The 15446-nt window shown below is 69.4% G+C and carries 14 protein-coding genes and 1 pseudogene; 11 read left to right on the top strand and 4 right to left on the bottom strand.

The annotated features are described in order from the left end of the window. The first annotated feature begins 50 nt into the window (after window positions 1–50). The 5 genes from MMF98_RS16745 to MMF98_RS16765 all read left to right on the top strand — a co-directional run bounded on the left by MMF98_RS16745 (window position 51) and on the right by MMF98_RS16765 (window position 6241). Window positions 51–1133 carry an ABC transporter substrate-binding protein gene (locus MMF98_RS16745; RefSeq protein WP_243307824.1) on the top strand — a complete coding sequence of 361 codons (1083 nt, stop codon included), beginning with the start codon at window positions 51–53 and terminating at the stop codon, window positions 1131–1133. A gap of 482 nt (window positions 1134–1615) precedes the next feature. After that, the gene (locus tag MMF98_RS16750) at window positions 1616–2386 is read left to right on the top strand and encodes an MHYT domain-containing protein (RefSeq protein WP_243307826.1); all 771 of its coding nucleotides are present in this window, start codon (window positions 1616–1618) and stop codon (window positions 2384–2386) included. A gap of 303 nt (window positions 2387–2689) precedes the next feature. After that, window positions 2690–3874, top strand: a complete 1185-nt coding sequence (locus tag MMF98_RS16755; RefSeq protein WP_243307829.1) for a helix-turn-helix transcriptional regulator — start codon at window positions 2690–2692, stop codon at window positions 3872–3874. A gap of 61 nt (window positions 3875–3935) precedes the next feature. After that, window positions 3936–5147 carry a M20 aminoacylase family protein gene (locus MMF98_RS16760; RefSeq protein ID WP_243307831.1) on the top strand — a complete coding sequence of 404 codons (1212 nt, stop codon included), beginning with the start codon at window positions 3936–3938 and terminating at the stop codon, window positions 5145–5147. Continuing rightward, window positions 5144–6241, top strand: coding sequence for a M14 family metallopeptidase (locus tag MMF98_RS16765; RefSeq protein ID WP_243307833.1), 1098 nt, complete (start codon window positions 5144–5146; stop codon window positions 6239–6241). Before MMF98_RS16760 ends, MMF98_RS16765 begins: the two co-directional genes overlap by 4 nt. A gap of 78 nt (window positions 6242–6319) precedes the next feature. Here MMF98_RS16765 and MMF98_RS16770 read toward each other — a convergent pair whose 3' ends face one another. Beyond that, window positions 6320–8320 (bottom strand): lytic transglycosylase domain-containing protein, encoded by a 2001-nt coding sequence (locus MMF98_RS16770; RefSeq protein ID WP_243307835.1) that lies wholly within the window; start codon window positions 8318–8320, stop codon window positions 6320–6322. 10 nt (window positions 8321–8330) lie between these two features. Between MMF98_RS16770 and MMF98_RS16775 the strand changes: the two genes are divergently transcribed. Continuing rightward, complete coding sequence (locus tag MMF98_RS16775) at window positions 8331–8906, top strand: 5-formyltetrahydrofolate cyclo-ligase (protein WP_243307837.1); 576 nt, start codon at window positions 8331–8333, stop codon at window positions 8904–8906. A 6-nt stretch (window positions 8907–8912) separates the two neighbouring features. On the opposite strand, the gene MMF98_RS16780 is transcribed toward MMF98_RS16775, so the two are convergent. Continuing rightward, complete coding sequence (locus MMF98_RS16780; RefSeq protein ID WP_243307838.1) at window positions 8913–9896, bottom strand: LysR substrate-binding domain-containing protein; 984 nt, start codon at window positions 9894–9896, stop codon at window positions 8913–8915. Between the two features lie 132 nt (window positions 9897–10028). Between MMF98_RS16780 and MMF98_RS16785 the strand changes: the two are divergent. Continuing rightward, window positions 10029–10277 (top strand): annotated as a pseudogene (locus MMF98_RS16785) (DUF2917 domain-containing protein); the annotation flags it as partial. A gap of 110 nt (window positions 10278–10387) precedes the next feature. On the opposite strand, the gene MMF98_RS16790 reads toward MMF98_RS16785, so the two are convergent. Further along, on the bottom strand, window positions 10388–10846 hold the full coding sequence (locus MMF98_RS16790) for a TfoX/Sxy family protein (RefSeq protein WP_243307839.1): 459 nt from the start codon (window positions 10844–10846) through the stop codon (window positions 10388–10390). A 37-nt stretch (window positions 10847–10883) separates the two neighbouring features. On the opposite strand from MMF98_RS16790, the gene MMF98_RS16795 reads away from it, so the two are divergent. The 3 genes from MMF98_RS16795 to MMF98_RS16805 are packed head-to-tail and all read left to right on the top strand — an operon-like array spanning window position 10884 to window position 13081. Then, the gene (locus tag MMF98_RS16795; protein WP_243307840.1) at window positions 10884–11489 is read left to right on the top strand and encodes a TetR/AcrR family transcriptional regulator; all 606 of its coding nucleotides are present in this window, start codon (window positions 10884–10886) and stop codon (window positions 11487–11489) included. Continuing rightward, window positions 11486–12037 carry a gluconokinase gene (locus MMF98_RS16800; protein ID WP_341481313.1) on the top strand — a complete coding sequence of 184 codons (552 nt, stop codon included), beginning with the start codon at window positions 11486–11488 and terminating at the stop codon, window positions 12035–12037. Before MMF98_RS16795 ends, MMF98_RS16800 begins: the two co-directional genes overlap by 4 nt. Before the next feature lie 54 nt (window positions 12038–12091). Continuing rightward, on the top strand, window positions 12092–13081 hold the full coding sequence (locus MMF98_RS16805; RefSeq protein WP_243307841.1) for an MBL fold metallo-hydrolase: 990 nt from the start codon (window positions 12092–12094) through the stop codon (window positions 13079–13081). A gap of 45 nt (window positions 13082–13126) precedes the next feature. On the opposite strand, the gene MMF98_RS16810 is transcribed toward MMF98_RS16805, so the two are convergent. Further along, on the bottom strand, window positions 13127–14023 hold the full coding sequence (locus MMF98_RS16810) for a DUF6279 family lipoprotein (protein ID WP_243307842.1): 897 nt from the start codon (window positions 14021–14023) through the stop codon (window positions 13127–13129). On the opposite strand from MMF98_RS16810, the gene glmU reads away from it, so the two are divergent. Continuing rightward, window positions 14022–15428, top strand: a complete 1407-nt coding sequence (glmU, locus tag MMF98_RS16815; RefSeq protein ID WP_243307843.1) for a bifunctional UDP-N-acetylglucosamine diphosphorylase/glucosamine-1-phosphate N-acetyltransferase GlmU — start codon at window positions 14022–14024, stop codon at window positions 15426–15428. The two genes, MMF98_RS16810 and glmU, sit on opposite strands and share 2 nt — an antisense overlap. Window positions 15429–15446: the final 18 nt, after the last annotated feature.

The raw sequence follows: 15446 nt of genomic DNA on the forward strand, positions 1-15446 counted from the left end.
CTGGAGGAGACAACATGACAAGAATCAGATCGTTGGGCCATCATGCCCTGATGGTAGCTGCCCTGCTGCTGGGCGGGGTGTTCGCCGCCCAGGCCGAGGACGGCGTGAGCAAGACCGCCGTGGTGCTCGGCCAGTCGGTGGCGCTGAGCGGGCCGGCCGCCACGCTGGGGCTGCCGTTCTCGCAGGGCGCCCGGCTCTATTTCGACCGCGTCAACGCGGCCGGCGGCATCAACGGCCGCAAGATCGAGCTGGTGACGCTGGACGACGCGGGCAGCCCCGCCGCCACGGTGGCCAATACGCAGAAACTGCTGGCGCAGGGCGTGCTCTCGCTGTTCGGCTACTACGGCTCGCCCCAGGTGACGGCGGCCTACCCGGCGATCAAGGACGGCGACGCGCTGCTGTTCGCGCCGATGGCCGCGGCCGACGAGTTCCGCGGCGCGCTCTACCCCAACCTGTACAGCCTGCGGCCCGGCTACTCCGAGGAGGCGGCCGCCATCACGCGCCATGCCGAGACGCTGGGCGCGCGCAAGCTGGCCATCCTGCACGCCAAGGACGGCGAGTCGCTGGCCGCGCTCGATTCGGCCGAGCGCACCATGACCAGCCTGGGCGCCAACCTGCTGGTCAAGGCGCCGATCGAGGCGGTGGACAAGGCGCTGGCCGCCCGGCCCGAGTCGGTGCTGGTGATCAGCGACCCGCGCGGCGCCGCCGTCGCCATCCGCGAGCTGCGCGCCAAGGGCTTCCGCGGGCCGATCTACGGCTTCTCCAACACCGGCGAAAGCCTGCTGGCCGAGCAGCTCGGCGCGGCCGGCGCGGGCGTGGTGGTGGTGCGCGTGGTGCCGCGCAGCGAGGGCGCGCGGCTGGCCGTGGTGCGCGAGCTGCAGGCCGACGCGGCCGCCGCCAACCTGGGCAAGCCCAATGTCTACATGCTCGAGGGCTACATCGCCGCGCGCGTCTATGCCGAGGCGCTGCGCCGCATCGCCAAGGAGCCGACGCGCGCCCGGCTGCGCGGCGCGCTGGACGGGCTCGACAACGTGAGCGTGGGCGGCTTTCGCGTGCACTTCGCCGAGGAGCGCGTGGCCTCCAAGCTGGTGGAGCTGAGCCTGATCGACTCGCAGGGGCGGGTGCGCGAGTAGGCGGGGCGGGCCGCTGGCGCGGTTTGGGCCCGGTTTTCAGGTCAAATCAGGCGGATGTCCTCGTCGGATGGCCGTTTCTTGCTATCAAAAAATGAGTAACCGGCCGGCGGATGGCCCTGCGGCATCGCCGGGCGCCAGGGGCCCTGCGCAGAAGGGGGCCGGCACCCCGAAGGCCCGCATCCCCCAAACAGGCATGCCGATGACTGTTTCCGAATAGGGCGCGGCCATGCCATGGCCGGGCGGATCCATGGCGATGTTTCTGAGGAAACCCGGCCCCGCAGCGGGGGCGAGGGCATGCCTTGCCCCGGACAGGCGCAGTGGAGAAAGTCACTGTGGTGTTGTGCATTTGCCGCCTCGAAAAGGCCGCACGGCGAGTAACTTCACGCGAGCCCGATATTTGACACGCTCAACCATTGGATCAACCCCCAGGGCTGCCTAGACTTCGGCACACAAGCAGTTACATCGTTGGGTATTGAACAAAAATGAACGAAGTTATCCAGACCTCCTGGCGCCTGGAGATGGTCGCGTTGTCCTACGCCATCTCCGTCCTCGGCGCCTTTGTCGCCCTGACCGCCGCACGCAACATTCGAGGCCGAGACGGCCTCAGCCTTCTCAACATCCTGGCCGCCGGCCTGGCCATGGGCGGCATCGGTGTCTGGTCCATGCACTTCACGGGCATGCTGGCGCTGGACCTCAAGATGGGCAGCGGCTATTCGATGGTCGAGACGCTGATCTCCCTGGTGGCCGCGGTGGGCGCTACCTCCGCCGCGCTGGCCTTCGTGGCGCGGCGGCCGGACAGCCTGCCGAGGATCGTCGGCGCGGGCACCCTGCTCGGGCTGGGCGTGGCAGTCATGCACTACCTGGGCATGTACGGCATGCGCTTTCCGGGCCACTTCGTCTGGTCTTACCCGGTGGTGGCGCTCTCGGTCGGCATGGCCGTGGCGGCGGCCAGCGCCGCGCTGTGGCTGGCGTTCCGCACCCGCACGGTGATCCTGCGCCTGGTCGCCGCGGCCGTGATGGGCGTGGCTGTTTGCTCGATGCACTACACCGGTATGGCGGCAGCCGACTACGTCTGCACCTCGGCCACCGAGCGCTACGCGACGCCCCAGGGCTTCGGTGTCATCAGCTCGATGGCCATGCCCTCGCTGATCGCCGTCGTCGCCATCGGGATCGCCCTGGTGATCGCGATGGACCAGCTGCTGCAGCGCGTGGCGGCGGCGCACCCGAGCCAGGCCGGAGTCCCGTCGAAATAGACGGCTCGAGTACCAGCGCCGAGCTGGCGAAACTGAGCCTGTGCTTGACGGGAAGGGCGTGTGTTGCATGCAGTTGGCCCTCAGCCACCCGCCGCCCGCCGCCCGCCGCCCGCTCACACGGTCTGCGCCGGCCAAAAAGCAGTGAAATTGACGCAATGTCCAGGTGAGCTGGTTCTTTGTTGCTATCAAAAAATGAGCGACTGACTGGCCCGTCCCTCTGCCGTGTCGCCCCGGCGGCCGCCCCGTTTTGCTACAGTCGGCGCTCCACCCTCTGTTCTTCCTGCTCCCCCAACCTGGGTCTCCATGAGCCTGCCATCCCCCAGCGAGCCTTCGGGCCGCGACGCCGCGGAGTTTTCCAGGCTGGCCCACCTGATCTACGAGGCGGCGGCCCAGCCGCAGGCCTGGCCGCAGGTGGTGGCGGCCGTGGCCCAGTCGATGCGCGCCTCCAAGGGCCTGATGTTCACGCCCGGGGTCGGCCCGCAGGACGGCGGCATGGCGTTCCCGTGGCAGATTTCCGAGCGGCACATGCAGCTGTGGGCCACGCAGTACATCGGCGACGACATCTGGGCCGCCAATGCCCGCCGGCTCGGGCTGTGGCGCCAGGGCCTGGTCATGGCCGACGAGCGCCTGGTGCCGCGCGAGGAATTTCTCGCCTCGCGCTTCTACCGGGAGTTCCTCAGCGCCAGTGGCATCGGGCGCATGTGCTGCGGCGTGGTGTTCGAGGAGGCGCCGGGGCTGCCCGGCACGGCGCTGTCGGTGTTCCGCGACGTGCACGAGCCCCCGTTCAGCGAGGCCGACCAGGACTGGCTGCGGCTGCTGGTGCCCCACCTGTCGCGCTCGCTCGGGCTGATGTACCGGCTGGGCGCCGTGCAGCAGCAGACGGCGTCCCTCATGGCGGCGCTGGACCGGCTGGCGTTCGGGGTGGTGCTGCTCGATGGCCGCACCCAGGTGCTGCACCTCAACAGCGCGGCCCGGGCCGTGGTGGGCCGCGGCGACGGCCTTGAAATCAACGCGCAGCGCCAGCTCGCGGGGCCGGCGGCCGGTGGCGCGAGGGCGGGGCTGTCGCACTGGCTGGAGTCGATCCGCGACCAGGGCCTGAGCGATCCCGCGCATTTCTCCGACAGCTTCATGGTGGCCCGCGCGCAGGGCGACCGGCGCTATGCGATCCAGTGCTCGGGGCTGCCGGTGACCGACCACTGGCAGGCGCAGGGCGAGGCCGTGCGCTTCGTGGCCTTCATCACCGACCCGGACGCGGTGCAGATGCCCGACACGCAGCGCCTGTGCCGGATCTACGGCTTCACCGAGACCCAGGCGCGCGTCGCCAGCGGGCTGGCCGGCGGCCGCAGCTACAAGGAGGTGGCGGGCCAGCTCAACATCTCGGAGGAAACCGTGCGTTCGCACGTCAAGGAAATCTATCCCAAGGCGCGGGTCAACCGCCAGAGCGACCTGACGCGCGCCATCATGTCGATCGGGCTGGCGGCGGTCTAGCAATCCCCCGCATGCGCGGATGGCGCGGCGCGGCTAGGATAGAAGGCTGAAGGAGTTTTCCATGAAGATCATCGATTCCATCGTCACCCAGGCCGCCGGCATCGCCGCGGTCCGGCGCGACATCCACGCCCACCCCGAACTCTGCTTCGAGGAAGTGCGCACCGCCGACCTGGTGGCGCAGAAACTCACCGAATGGGGCATCCCCATCCACCGCGGCCTGGGCACCACGGGCGTGGTCGGCATCGTGAAGAACGGCAGCTCGGCGCGCGCCCTGGGCCTGCGCGCCGACATCGACGCCCTGCCGATGCAGGAGTTCAACACCTTCGCCCACGCGAGCCAGCACCAGGGCAAGATGCACGCCTGCGGCCACGACGGCCACACGGCGATGCTGCTGGCCGCGGCCCAGCACCTGGCCAAGAACCGCAACTTCGACGGCACGGTCTACCTGATCTTCCAGCCGGCCGAGGAGGGCGGCGGCGGCGCGCGCGAGATGATCAAGGACGGGCTGTTCGAGCTGTTCCCGATGGAGGCCGTGTTCGGCATGCACAACTGGCCGGGCTCGCAGGTCGGCAAGTTCGCCGTCAGCCCGGGGCCGGTGATGGCGTCCACCAGCGAGTTCAAGATCGTGATCCGCGGCAAGGGCAGCCACGCCGCGCTGCCGCACCTGGGCCTGGACCCGGTGCCGGTGGCCTGCCAGATGGTGCAGGCGTTCCAGACCATCATCAGCCGCAACAAGAAGCCGATCGACGCGGGCGTGATCTCGGTCACCATGATCCACGGCGGCGAGGCCACCAACGTGGTGCCCGACAGCTGCGAGCTGCAGGGCACGGTGCGCACCTTCTCGACCGAGGTGCTGGATTTGATCGAACGGCGCATGAAGCAGGTGGCCGAGCATGTGTGCGCGGCGCACGAAATGCAGTGCGAGTTCGAGTTCGTGCGCAACTACCCGCCCACCGTCAACCACGCGGCGGAAGCCGCGTTCGCGCGCCGCGTCATGGCCTCCATCGTCGGCGCCGAGAACGTCGAGGTGCAGGAGCCCACCATGGGCGCCGAGGACTTCGCCTTCATGCTGCAGGCCAAGCCCGGCGCCTACTGCTTCATCGCCAACGGCGACGGCGCGCACCGCGAGATGGGCCACGGCGGCGGCCCCTGCACGCTGCACAACCCGAGCTACGACTTCAACGACGACCTGATTCCGCTGGGCGCCACCTACTGGGTGCGCCTGGCCGAGGAATGGCTCAACACCCCCCACCACGCGAAGGACCACGCATGATCGGCGTCACCGAGGCTTTTTCTCCCAGCTATGCAAAGGCGCGCAGCCGCTTCCTGGAGTCCGCCGCGGCCGCCGGGCTGCGCGTGGAGTCGCACCCGCACCCGCTGCCGGGGCGCGACGGCGAGCCGCTCGCGATGGACGTGGCACTCGACGGCGCGCCCGACGCCCGCAGCCTGCTGATCGTCACCAGCGCCTGCCACGGCGTGGAGGGCTACTGCGGCACCGGCGTGCAGGTGTTCGCGCTGCATGACGCCGAGTGGCGCGAGAAAGCCCGCGCGCAGGGCGTGGCGGTGCTCTACATCCATGCGCTCAACCCCTATGGCTTCTCGCACATCCGCCGCGTCACGCACGAGAACGTGGACCTGAACCGCAACTTCCACGACTTCTCGAAGCCGCTGCCGGTGAACGAGGCCTACCGCGAACTGCAGCCGCTGCTGCTGCCCGCGCAATGGCCGCCGGCTGCCGGCAACACCGCCGCCATCGGCCAGTACATCGCCGCGCGCGGCGAGGGCGCCTACCAGGCCGCCATCACGCGCGGCCAGCACGAGTTTCCCGAGGGCCTGTTCTTCGGCGGCACCGAGCCGACCTGGAGCAACCGGACGCTGCGCCAGGTGCTGCGCCAGCACGGCCGGCGCGCCGCGCGCCTCGCCTGGATCGACCTGCACACCGGTCTGGGCCCGAGCGGCGTGGGCGAGCGCATCTACGCCGGCAACGATGACGCCGCCGCCGTGCAGCGCGCGCGCGCCTGGTGGGGCGGCAACGGCGCCACGCCGGTGACCTCGATCTACGACGGCTCCTCGACCTCGGCCTTTCTCACGGGCCTGATGTGGACGTCGATCTACGACGAATGCCCGCAGGCCGAGTTCACCGGGATCGCCATGGAGTACGGCACCGTGCCCGTGCTCGACGTGATGCAGGCGCTGCGCGCCGAGCACTGGCTCAACATCCACCGCGATGCGCCGGCCGAGCTGGCGCGGCAGATCAAGCAGCAGATGCTCGAGGCCTTCTACACCGACACCGATCTCTGGAAGGGCCAAATCATCAGCCAGGCGCGCCAGGCCCTGTTCCAGGCCGTCGACGGGCTGAATTCCTGATCGAATCCGCCCAAGGTCCAGGCGGGGCGGTTCTCGCCTGCTATTGAATTGGTAGCAGGTGGGCGGCCCTCAAGCCGCTCAGGGAATGTCCTTGTTCGGCTCGGGCACCGAGGCGTCGCGCGGGCCCACCGTGCCGAGGCGCGCCTTCAGCGATTGCGGCTGCCCGGTCAGCAGGGCGGCGTAGATCGCGGTGTTGGACAGCACCTTCTTCACGTAGTCGCGGGTCTCGCTGAACGGCACGTTCTCGGCCCAGATCGCGGCATCGAGCACCGGGCCGTTGCGCCAGCTGCGCGGGCGGCCCGGGCCGGCGTTGTAGGCCGCGGCGGCCAGCGCCATGGAGCCGGCGAAATCGTCGAGCACCAGCTTGAGGTAGCCGGTGCCGATGGCGATGTTGGTGTCGCGGTCGGTCAGCTGGTCGGTGCTGAAGCCGCTCATGCCGAGCTTCTTCGCCGTCCAGCGCGCGGTGGCGGGCATGACCTGCATCAGGCCCGAGGCGCCCACGCCCGAGCGGGCGTCCATCACGAAGCGGCTTTCCTGGCGGATCAGGCCGTACACATAGGCCGGGTCGAGCGCGACATCGCGGCTGCGCTTGACCACGCTGTCGCGGAACGGCATCGGAAAGCGCTGCTCGTAGTCGGCCTCGCCCTTGGTGCGCTCGCTGGTGTTGATGCAGCGGTCCCAGACCTGGTTGTCGCAGGCCAGCTGCGCGGCGGCCAGCAGCTCGCGGTCGTTCAGGTTGCCGGGCTCGCCCCGGGCGTTCACGAGGTTGGTGCTGTAGTTCCACTCGCGCACCCCCTCGGGGCGCAGGCCGATCAGGATGGCGTACAGGCCCCGGTTCAGGCCGGGGTTGCGGCGCGCGCCCTCTTTCTCCTCGGGCGTCAGCGGCTGCGGCCGGCCGGGCACGGTGATCTTCTGGCCCAGCTCCTCGAGCGCGAGCTGCTCGTAGAAACCGCGCGGGCCGGCGATACCCTCCAGCAGGGCCTGCGCTTCCTGGGCGGCGGCCGGGCTCTTGTGCTGCTGCAGGGCGCGCGCCTTCCAGTAGACCCAGGTGGGGTCGCGGCGCGCGTCGTCGCCCATGGCGTTGACGGCCTGCAGCACCTGCGGCCATTTGCCCACGCGTAGCGCGGCGCGGGCCTTCCAGGCCAGCATGTCGTCGGTCAGGTCGCCGTCCTTGCCGACCTTGGCGAAGTAGGCAAGCGCGTCGTCCGAGGCCAGCCGGGTGGCGGCCTGCTTGCCGATCACGCCCCAGGTCCAGTGGCGTTCCTCGGCGCTGAGCTGGCTGCTCCAGCGGTCTTCGAGCAGGCCGGCGGCGGCGTCGGGGTCGTTGGTGGCCATCTTGATCAGCGCCAGCACGGCCAGTTCCTTGCGGGTCTTGGGCGAGGCCGCGGCCTTGCCGGTGAGGAACTTCGCGGGATTGCCGTTGAGCTCGCCAACCAGGTTGAGCGACTCGGGGGCGACGATCTCCACCGCGTTGCGTGCGGCGCGCGGGCGGTTGGCCTCGATCGCCAGCCGGGCCTTGCGCCAGGCGTCGGCCACGGGCATCTTGCGGGCGCTGATGAGGCGGTCGGCCGCCAGCGTGCAGCCGTCGTCGGCCTCGCGCAGCGCGAACCAGTTGCGGCGCACGTCGTCGGCCAGGGCCGGGTTCGCAGTGCCGCCGTCCTTGAGGAAGTCGATCAGCAGCGCGTAGCAGCGCACCTCGCGGTCGTCGCCCATGCGGAAGCTCGGGTGCTCGGCGGCGAAGCCGGCCCAGTCGCGGCGCTGGCCCAGCAGCAGCAGCCAGTCGTTGCGCAGCCGGTCTTCCTGGTAGGTGCCGGCGTAGCGCGTGAGGAAATCGTGCACTTCCTGCGGCATGGCCTCGTCGAGCCGGGCCTTCAGCTCCCAGTAGGCGGCCCAGGGTTCGAGGGCGTGGCCGCGGGCCTGCGGCAGCAGCTGCGTGAGCCGTTTCTTGTCGCCGCGCTTGTAGGCCTGGTTCATGTCGAGCAGCAGCTCGTCGGCCCGGTTCTGGGCCGGCGCCGGCAGGGCCAGGGTGCTTGCCACCAGGGCCGCCAGAACCGGTGTCAGAATCTTTGTGTACTGCATGAGGGGAATTATGGACAAAAAGGCTGTGCGCCAGGCGCTCATCGAACAACGTCTGAACCTGCCCGACCGCCTACAGCGTGCCGAGTTGTTACAGCGTGTCATGCGCATCTGGCTGGTAGGGCGGCCCGACACGGTGATCGGCGCCTACTGGCCGATCAAGGGCGAGTTCGACCCGCTGCCGGCGCTGCACCGCTGGAAGGAGGACGGCGAGCTGCTCGACGAGCCGCAGTTGCGGCGCATCGCGCTGCCGGTGGTCGACAAGGTGCACAAGACGCTGGTGTTCCATGCCTGGTACCCGGGCTGCCCGATGGAGGAGGACGCCTACGACATCCCCAAGCCCAAGGACACCGAGGTGGTGGTGCCGACGCTGCTGTTCGTGCCCTGCCTGGGCTACGGCGCGGGCGGCTACCGGCTGGGCTACGGCGGCGGCTTCTACGACCGCACCCTGGCCACGCTGCAGCCGCAGCCCGTGACGGTGGGCCTGGGCTTCACGCAGGGCTTCCTGCCGGATTTCGAGCCCGAGGCGCACGATGTGCCGCTGCACGCGATCCTGAACGACAACGGGGTGGTCTGGCCGGTGGCCTGAGCGGCCTCAATCGAGCTGGTCGAGGGTGTCCGGGTCGGGCACTTCGCCGATGGTTTCGCGCGTGGCCTGCGACTGCTGCTGCAGCCAGTCGCAGAAGGCGCGGATCTCGGGCCGGGCCGCGCTGCGCGGGCCGACCACCAGCCAGTAGGCCATGGGCGAATCCATGCGCTGCTGGGGCAGGGCCTCGATCAGGTCGCCGTTGGCCAGGCTCTCGGCCACCAGCGGCAGGCGCGCCAGCACCACGCCCTGGCCGGTCAGGGCGGCCTGCACCATCTGGTAGGCGTAGTTGAAGTACAGCCAGCGCTTCGGGTTGAGCTTGGGCAGCTTCTGCTCGTCGAACCAGCGCCGCCAGGTCAGCCATTCCAGGTGGGTGCGGTGCGCATCGCCGGCCTCGATCAGGGCGAACTGGGCCAGGTCTTCGGGTCTCTTCAGCTTGGGCCCGCTCTTGAGCAGCCAGGGGCTGACCACCGGCGTGAGCTGCTCGCCGAACATGCGCACGGCCTGCGCCGGCATCGACGAGGCCGGGCCGTAGCGCAGGGCGAGGTCGACGTCGGCCGTGTCGAGGTCGACCGAGGCGTCGCTGGCGTCGATGCGGATGTCGATGTCGGGGTTGTCGCGCTGGAAGGCCTCCATCCGCGGGATCAGCCACATCGAGGCGAAGGAGGCGAAGGTGGTGAGCGACACGCTCTTGCGGCCGGCGGTCTGGCGGATCTGGCGCACCGCGCTGTCGATGCGCTCCAGCGAGGGCGAAACCGCCGCCAGCAGCTGCGCGCCCGCGCTGGTGAGCTCCACGGCGCGGGTGTGGCGCAGGAACAGGGGCACGCCCACTTCTTCTTCCAATGCCTGGATCTGGCGGCTCACGGCGGACTGCGTGAGCGCCATCTCCTCGGAGGCGGCGCGGAAGTTGAGGTGCCGCGCCACGGCCTCGAAGGCGCGCAGGTGGCCGGCCGAGATGGGCCGCGTGCGCAGGTGGGTTTGCGAGTGCTGCATGTGACAGCGTGATGTCAGGAGGGGAAGGCTGATTGATGCGGATCCGGAATCAATAGCGTATCCCGTTTTCATTGGACTGCCAAGGGTTTGCCAACGATGATTCATCCTCAAATCGCCACTTTGGAGAAGATCATGGCCTCGCAAAATGTTCTGCTTTCGCAACAATCCTCGCTCGACCAGACGCTGCCGGGTTGCTGGAAGCTGGGCGCGGGACGAGCCGTGACCCTGCAGCCGCACGAAGAGGGCATCCTGCGCATTGCGCACGGCCGCATGTGGGTCACCTTCGAAGGGCTGCACACGGGCCACGGCAACGAATCGGGCGACTACTTCCTGAACGCCGGCGAGCAGCTCGCGCTGCGGCCGGGCCAGCGCGCGGTGATCGAGTCCTGGGGCGCCGACAGCCAGACCCCGGCGTATTTCAGCTGGGATGCCGTGCCGGCGGTGGTGCGCGGCCAGGTTCGAGGCGCCAGCGGCTGGCAGCAGGCCGTGGTTCAGCCGCTGGCCGATTTGCGCCTGGCGCTGGTTTTGGGCGCGGGGGCGGTAGGCCGCCTGGTCCTGGGGCTGGCCGGCTTGGCGGCGGGCGTGGCCGCGCGGCGCGGACGCACCGCCTTGGCCGAGCGCGCCTTCAGCGCGCAATCGAGCGCCTGCCGCGCCCATTGAGCCATCGCGCCGGGCGACTCCATGGCGTCGTCGGGCGCGCTGTAGTAGTTCAGCTTCATGGGCTTGCCCTTGGCTTCGTAGACGAAGGGCTTGCAGCCCGCGGCCACCCATTGCGGCTCGGTGTCGGCGTTGACTTTCAGGTAAAGCGTTTCCCAGGCGATCAGGCCGAAGGTCAGGCCGCCGGTGCTGATGCCGAAGCCGCCGAACATGGGCCGGGCCGTGCACGGCCCGACGCTGGACAGCAGTTCGCAGCAGTAGCGGGCAAAGTCCTGGGCGGGAGTCGTCGTCATGGCGCGACGATAGCAGCGCGCCGCGATAATGCCAACCATGGCCCGCCCGAAGTCTTCACAGCACGAATTCAAGCGCGATGAAATCCTGGACGCCGCGGCCCAGTGCTTCGCCGACCGCAGCTATCCCGCCGCCAGCATGAACGACATCGCGCTCGCCTGCGGCACCAGCAAGGCGAGGCTCTACCACTACTACGGCAGCAAGGAAGCCATCCTGTTCGACCTGCTGGACCGCTACACCCAGCGGCTGCTGGCGATCATCGGCCATGCCGAGGCCACGGCGCAGCGGCGCAACCTGGACGAGCGCGCCGCGCTGCACGAGCTGATCCGCAGCTTCCTGCAGGAGTATGAAACCTCGGCCACGCGCCACGTGGCGCTGCTGGGCGACACCAAGTTCCTGGGCGATGCGCAGCGCGAGCTGATCCTGAACCGCCAGCGCGACGTGGTCTCGGCCGTCACGCGCTTCCTGCGCCGCGCCTACCCGCAGCGCCTGAACGCGGCCAACCAGACGGCCGTGACGATGATGCTGTTCGGCATGATCAACTGGACCTTCACCTGGCTGCGCCCCGGCGGCGCCATGAGCTACGCGGCCTTCGCCGAAGAGGTGATCGCCACGCTGGAGCGCGGCCTGGCGGGAGGCGCGTGAGCCCGGCCGCGGCATCGCCGGTGCCCGCCATCGTGGTGATGGGCGTGGCGGGCTGCGGCAAGTCGGCCGTGGGCTCGCGCATGGCCCGGCTGCTGGGGCTGCCGCTGATCGAAGGGGACGACTTCCATTCGGAGCACAACGTCCGCAAGATGCAGCAAGGCCAAGCTTTGACGGACGAGGACCGGGCCGGCTGGCTGCGCCGCCTGGGCGCCGAACTGGCGGGCTGCCGGGGCGGGGCCGTGCTGACCTGCTCCGCACTCAAGGCGACCTATCGCGAGAGCCTGCGCGCGGCCGTGCCCGGCCTGCGTTTCGTGCACCTGGCCATCGGTTCGGACGAGTCGCTGCGCCGCGTGGCGGCGCGTACCGGCCATTTCTACCCGGCCAGCCTGGTGACCAGCCAGTTCGAAGCCTTGCAGGATCCGTCGGCCGAGCCGGGCGTGCTGACCCTGGAGGCCACGGCCACCCCCGACGAGCTGGCGCGGCAGGCGGTGGCCTGGCTGGTTCCGGGATGGTTTGAAATTCAACAATGCGTAATTGATTACGATTAGGTAAAATTTGACCGAGCCGGATTCGGCCATGCCCATTGATCCACAGGAGACCCCATGTCCAAAGCATTCGCAAGCCAGGCCGACCTGGCCGACAAGAAAATCACCTTCGAGCAGCTCAGCGCCCATTGCTGGGCCTATACCGCCGAGGGCGACCCGAACTCCGGCGTGATCATCGGCGACAAGTTCATCATGGTCAGCGACGCCACTGCCACGCCCGACATGGCGCGCGACCTGATCGCCAGGATCCGCACGGTCAGCGACAAGCCCATCAAGTATGTGCTGCTGACCCACTACCACGCGGTGCGCGTGCTCGGCGCCAGCGCCTACGCGGCCGAAGGCGCCACCGAGGTGATCGCGAGCCAGGGCACCTACGAACTGATCGTCGAGCGCGGCGCCGAAGACATGCAAAGCGAGATGGAGCGCTTCCCGCGCCTGTTCCGCGGCGCCGAAGGCGTGCCGGGCCTGACCTGGCCGACCCTGGTGATCGGCGGCGGCGACGCCACGCGGGGCGAAGTGCCCGGCAAGCTGGTGGTGGACCTGGGCGGCGTCAAGGTGCAGATCTGGCAGCCCGGCTATGGCCACACGCGCGGCGACACCATCGCCTGGGTGGAAGAGGAAAAGGTGCTGTTCTCGGGTGACCTGGTCGAGTACGAGGCCGGCGTCTACACCGGCGACGCCCAGCTCGAGGAATGGCCCGCCACGCTCGAAGCCCTGCGCGCGCTCAAGGCCGAGGCCATCGTGCCCGGCCGCGGCGAGGCGATGAAGGGGGCCGACAGCGTCAACAAGGCGCTGGACTACACCAAGCGCTGGGTCGAGACCCTGTTCACGGCCGCCAAGGAAGCCGCGGCGCAGAACCTGGACCTCAAGGGCGCGATGGCGCACACCCGCAAGAGCATGGACCCGGTGTTCGGCCATGTGTTCATCTACGAGCACTGCCTGCCGTTCGACGTGAGCCGCGCCTACGACGAGGCCAAGGGCATCAAGAACCCGCGCATCTGGACGGCCGAGCGCGACAAGGAAATGTGGGCGGCGCTGCAGGTCTGAAGCCCGCGCTAGCGGCAGGCCGCGCCCGCGGCGGGGCCCGCCTGCTTATTTCTGCGTAGCCAGCTCGCGAAGGTCGCGCTCGTAGGCCTGCAGCCGGCGCACCGCCGTCTCGCGCTGGGCCGGCGTGGTGCTGTTGTGCGCCACCGCGAAGCTGCGGCAGCCTTCCTGCATCAGGGTCTGCTGGTAGCTGCGGTAGGCCGGGTTGGGCGAGTTCATGGCGCGCTCCAGGTAGCCGCGCATGGCCAGCCGTGCCTCTTCCGGCGTGGGCTTGCCCGCCTGCAGCTTGCGCAGGGTCTGCAGCAGGTCCTGCTGGCGGCGCAGCCGCTCGGCGTAGCTGACCTGGCCGTCGAAGCTGGACAGCGCCACCTGCTGGCGGATGACGTCGCGTTGCGCGTCGTCGAGCCGGCCGTAGATCATCTCGCTGCGTTCCAGTACCTGCTTGTAGCGTTTCTCCTGCTGCTCCTTGGGCGTGCTCCTGACCCAGTCCTTGCGGTAGGCCGTGTCGGTCTTCTCGTACTTGCGCTCCACCTGCTTCAACTGGTCGGGCGTCAGGCTGAGCGCCAGCGCGACCACGGCAGGCTCGGCCTGGTCCGCCAGCGTGTTGGCCTTGCCCTGGATCTGGGCCAGCACGGCGCACACCTGCTCGGGCGTCACGTCGGCGGCGGCCATCTGCTCCACTTTCTGCAGCAGGTCGGCGTAGCGGGGCAGCTCGGTGCTGCGGTGCCACTGGTGCAGCCGGGCCAGGTCCTGGCGCGCCCGCAGGGTCTGCGCCTCGTTGAAATCCACATAGCCGTCCAGCCACCAGTAGGTCAAGTCCGGCGCGTTGTTGTAGACCAGCTTGATGGCGCTGCAGGCCTGCAGCAGGGCGGCCAGCGCCAGCAGGCCGATAATCCGGCCAACCGTTCCTGCAATACCCGGAGGAAGGCGTAAAGGAGTAGTCATGACAGCAGTAGATGTGGTCATCATGGCCGCAGGCAAGGGCACGCGGATGAAGAGCCGTTTGCCCAAAGTGTTGCACCGTTTGGCCGGACGTGCACTGGTACAACATGTGATTGACACGGCCGCCGGCCTGATGGCGCGCCGCGTGGTGGTGGTGACCGGCCATGGCGCCGAACAGGTGGAGCGCGCGCTGGCCCGGCCGGCGGGCGCTTCGGGGCCGGACCTGCGCTTCGTGCGCCAGGAGCCGCAGCTGGGCACCGGCCATGCGGTGCAGCAGGCGGCGCCGGCCCTGCCCGATGAGGGTGTGACGCTGGTGCTGAACGGCGACGTGCCGCTGGTGCTGCCGCAAACCATGCAGGCGCTGATCGAGTGCTGCGGCGGTGAGCGCATCACCCTGTTGACCGTGGACACCGGCGCCGATGCTGGCGCCTACGGCCGCATCGTGCGCAGTGGCGGCGCCGAGGCGCCGGTGCAGGCCATCGTCGAGGCCAAGGATGCCACGCCCGAGCAGCGCGGCCTGACCGAGTGGTACAGCGGGGTGATGGCTGCGCCCACGCCGCTGCTGAAGAAATACCTGGCGCAGCTGACCGATGACAACGCGCAGCGGGAGTTCTACCTGACCGATGTGGTCAAGCATGCGGTGGCCGGCGGCACGCCGGTGGTGGCGCTCAGGATTACCGACGAAACGGAGGTGGCGGGCGTCAACAGCCCGCTGCAACTGGCCGAACTGGAGCGGGCCTATCAGCTGCGCCAGGCGCGCCGCCTGATGGAGCAGGGCGTGCGCATCGCCGACCCCGCGCGCTTCGATCTGCGTGGCGAGCTGGACTGCGCGCAGGATGTGGAGATTGACATCAACTGCGTGTTCGAGGGCCGGGTGCAGCTCGGTGAAGGCGTCAGGATCGGCGCCAATTGCGTGGTCGCCAACGCCAGCATCGCGGCCGGCGCGGTGATCCACCCCTTCACTCACATCGATGGCGAGAAGGCCGGCGTGCAGGTGGGCGAGGGCGCGCTGGTCGGCCCGTTCGCGCGGCTGCGCCCGGGGGCGCAGCTCGGCCCGCAGGTGCACATCGGCAATTTCGTCGAGGTCAAGAACTCCACGCTGGCGGCCGGCGCCAAGGCCAACCACCTGGCCTACCTCGGCGACGCCACCGTGGGCGAGCGCGTGAACTACGGCGCGGGCAGCATCACGGCCAACTACGACGGCGCCAACAAGCACCGCACCGTGATCGAGAGCGACGTGCATGTCGGCAGCAACTGCGTGCTGGTGGCACCGGTCACCCTCGGCGCCGGCGGCACCGTGGGCGGCGGCTCCACCATCACCAAGGACACGCCGCCGGGCGCCTTGAGCGTGGCCCGCGGCAAGCAGGTCAGCATCGCGGGCTGGCAGCGGCCGGTGAAGCGCAAGTAGGGAAAATGGGGGGGCATC

The organism is Variovorax terrae, assembly GCF_022809125.1.
Taxonomy (GTDB): domain Bacteria; phylum Pseudomonadota; class Gammaproteobacteria; order Burkholderiales; family Burkholderiaceae_C; genus Variovorax_A; species Variovorax_A terrae.

What these genes read in the sequence shown, in the direction of transcription:
- MMF98_RS16745 (WP_243307824.1), top strand. Translation starts at nt 51, where the DNA reads ATGGTAGCTGCCCTGCTGCTGGGCGGGGTGTTCGCCGCCCAGGCCGAG.
- MMF98_RS16750 (WP_243307826.1), top strand. Translation starts at nt 1,616, where the DNA reads ATGAACGAAGTTATCCAGACCTCCTGGCGCCTGGAGATGGTCGCGTTG.
- MMF98_RS16755 (WP_243307829.1), top strand. Translation starts at nt 2,690, where the DNA reads ATGAGCCTGCCATCCCCCAGCGAGCCTTCGGGCCGCGACGCCGCGGAG.
- MMF98_RS16760 (WP_243307831.1), top strand. Translation starts at nt 3,936, where the DNA reads ATGAAGATCATCGATTCCATCGTCACCCAGGCCGCCGGCATCGCCGCG.
- MMF98_RS16765 (WP_243307833.1), top strand. Translation starts at nt 5,144, where the DNA reads ATGATCGGCGTCACCGAGGCTTTTTCTCCCAGCTATGCAAAGGCGCGC.
- MMF98_RS16770 (WP_243307835.1), bottom strand. Translation starts at nt 8,320, where the DNA reads ATGCAGTACACAAAGATTCTGACACCGGTTCTGGCGGCCCTGGTGGCA.
- MMF98_RS16775 (WP_243307837.1), top strand. Translation starts at nt 8,331, where the DNA reads ATGGACAAAAAGGCTGTGCGCCAGGCGCTCATCGAACAACGTCTGAAC.
- MMF98_RS16780 (WP_243307838.1), bottom strand. Translation starts at nt 9,896, where the DNA reads ATGCAGCACTCGCAAACCCACCTGCGCACGCGGCCCATCTCGGCCGGC.
- MMF98_RS16790 (WP_243307839.1), bottom strand. Translation starts at nt 10,846, where the DNA reads ATGACGACGACTCCCGCCCAGGACTTTGCCCGCTACTGCTGCGAACTG.
- MMF98_RS16795 (WP_243307840.1), top strand. Translation starts at nt 10,884, where the DNA reads ATGGCCCGCCCGAAGTCTTCACAGCACGAATTCAAGCGCGATGAAATC.
- MMF98_RS16805 (WP_243307841.1), top strand. Translation starts at nt 12,092, where the DNA reads ATGTCCAAAGCATTCGCAAGCCAGGCCGACCTGGCCGACAAGAAAATC.
- glmU (WP_243307843.1), top strand. Translation starts at nt 14,022, where the DNA reads ATGACAGCAGTAGATGTGGTCATCATGGCCGCAGGCAAGGGCACGCGG.
- MMF98_RS16810 (WP_243307842.1), bottom strand. Translation starts at nt 14,023, where the DNA reads ATGACTACTCCTTTACGCCTTCCTCCGGGTATTGCAGGAACGGTTGGC.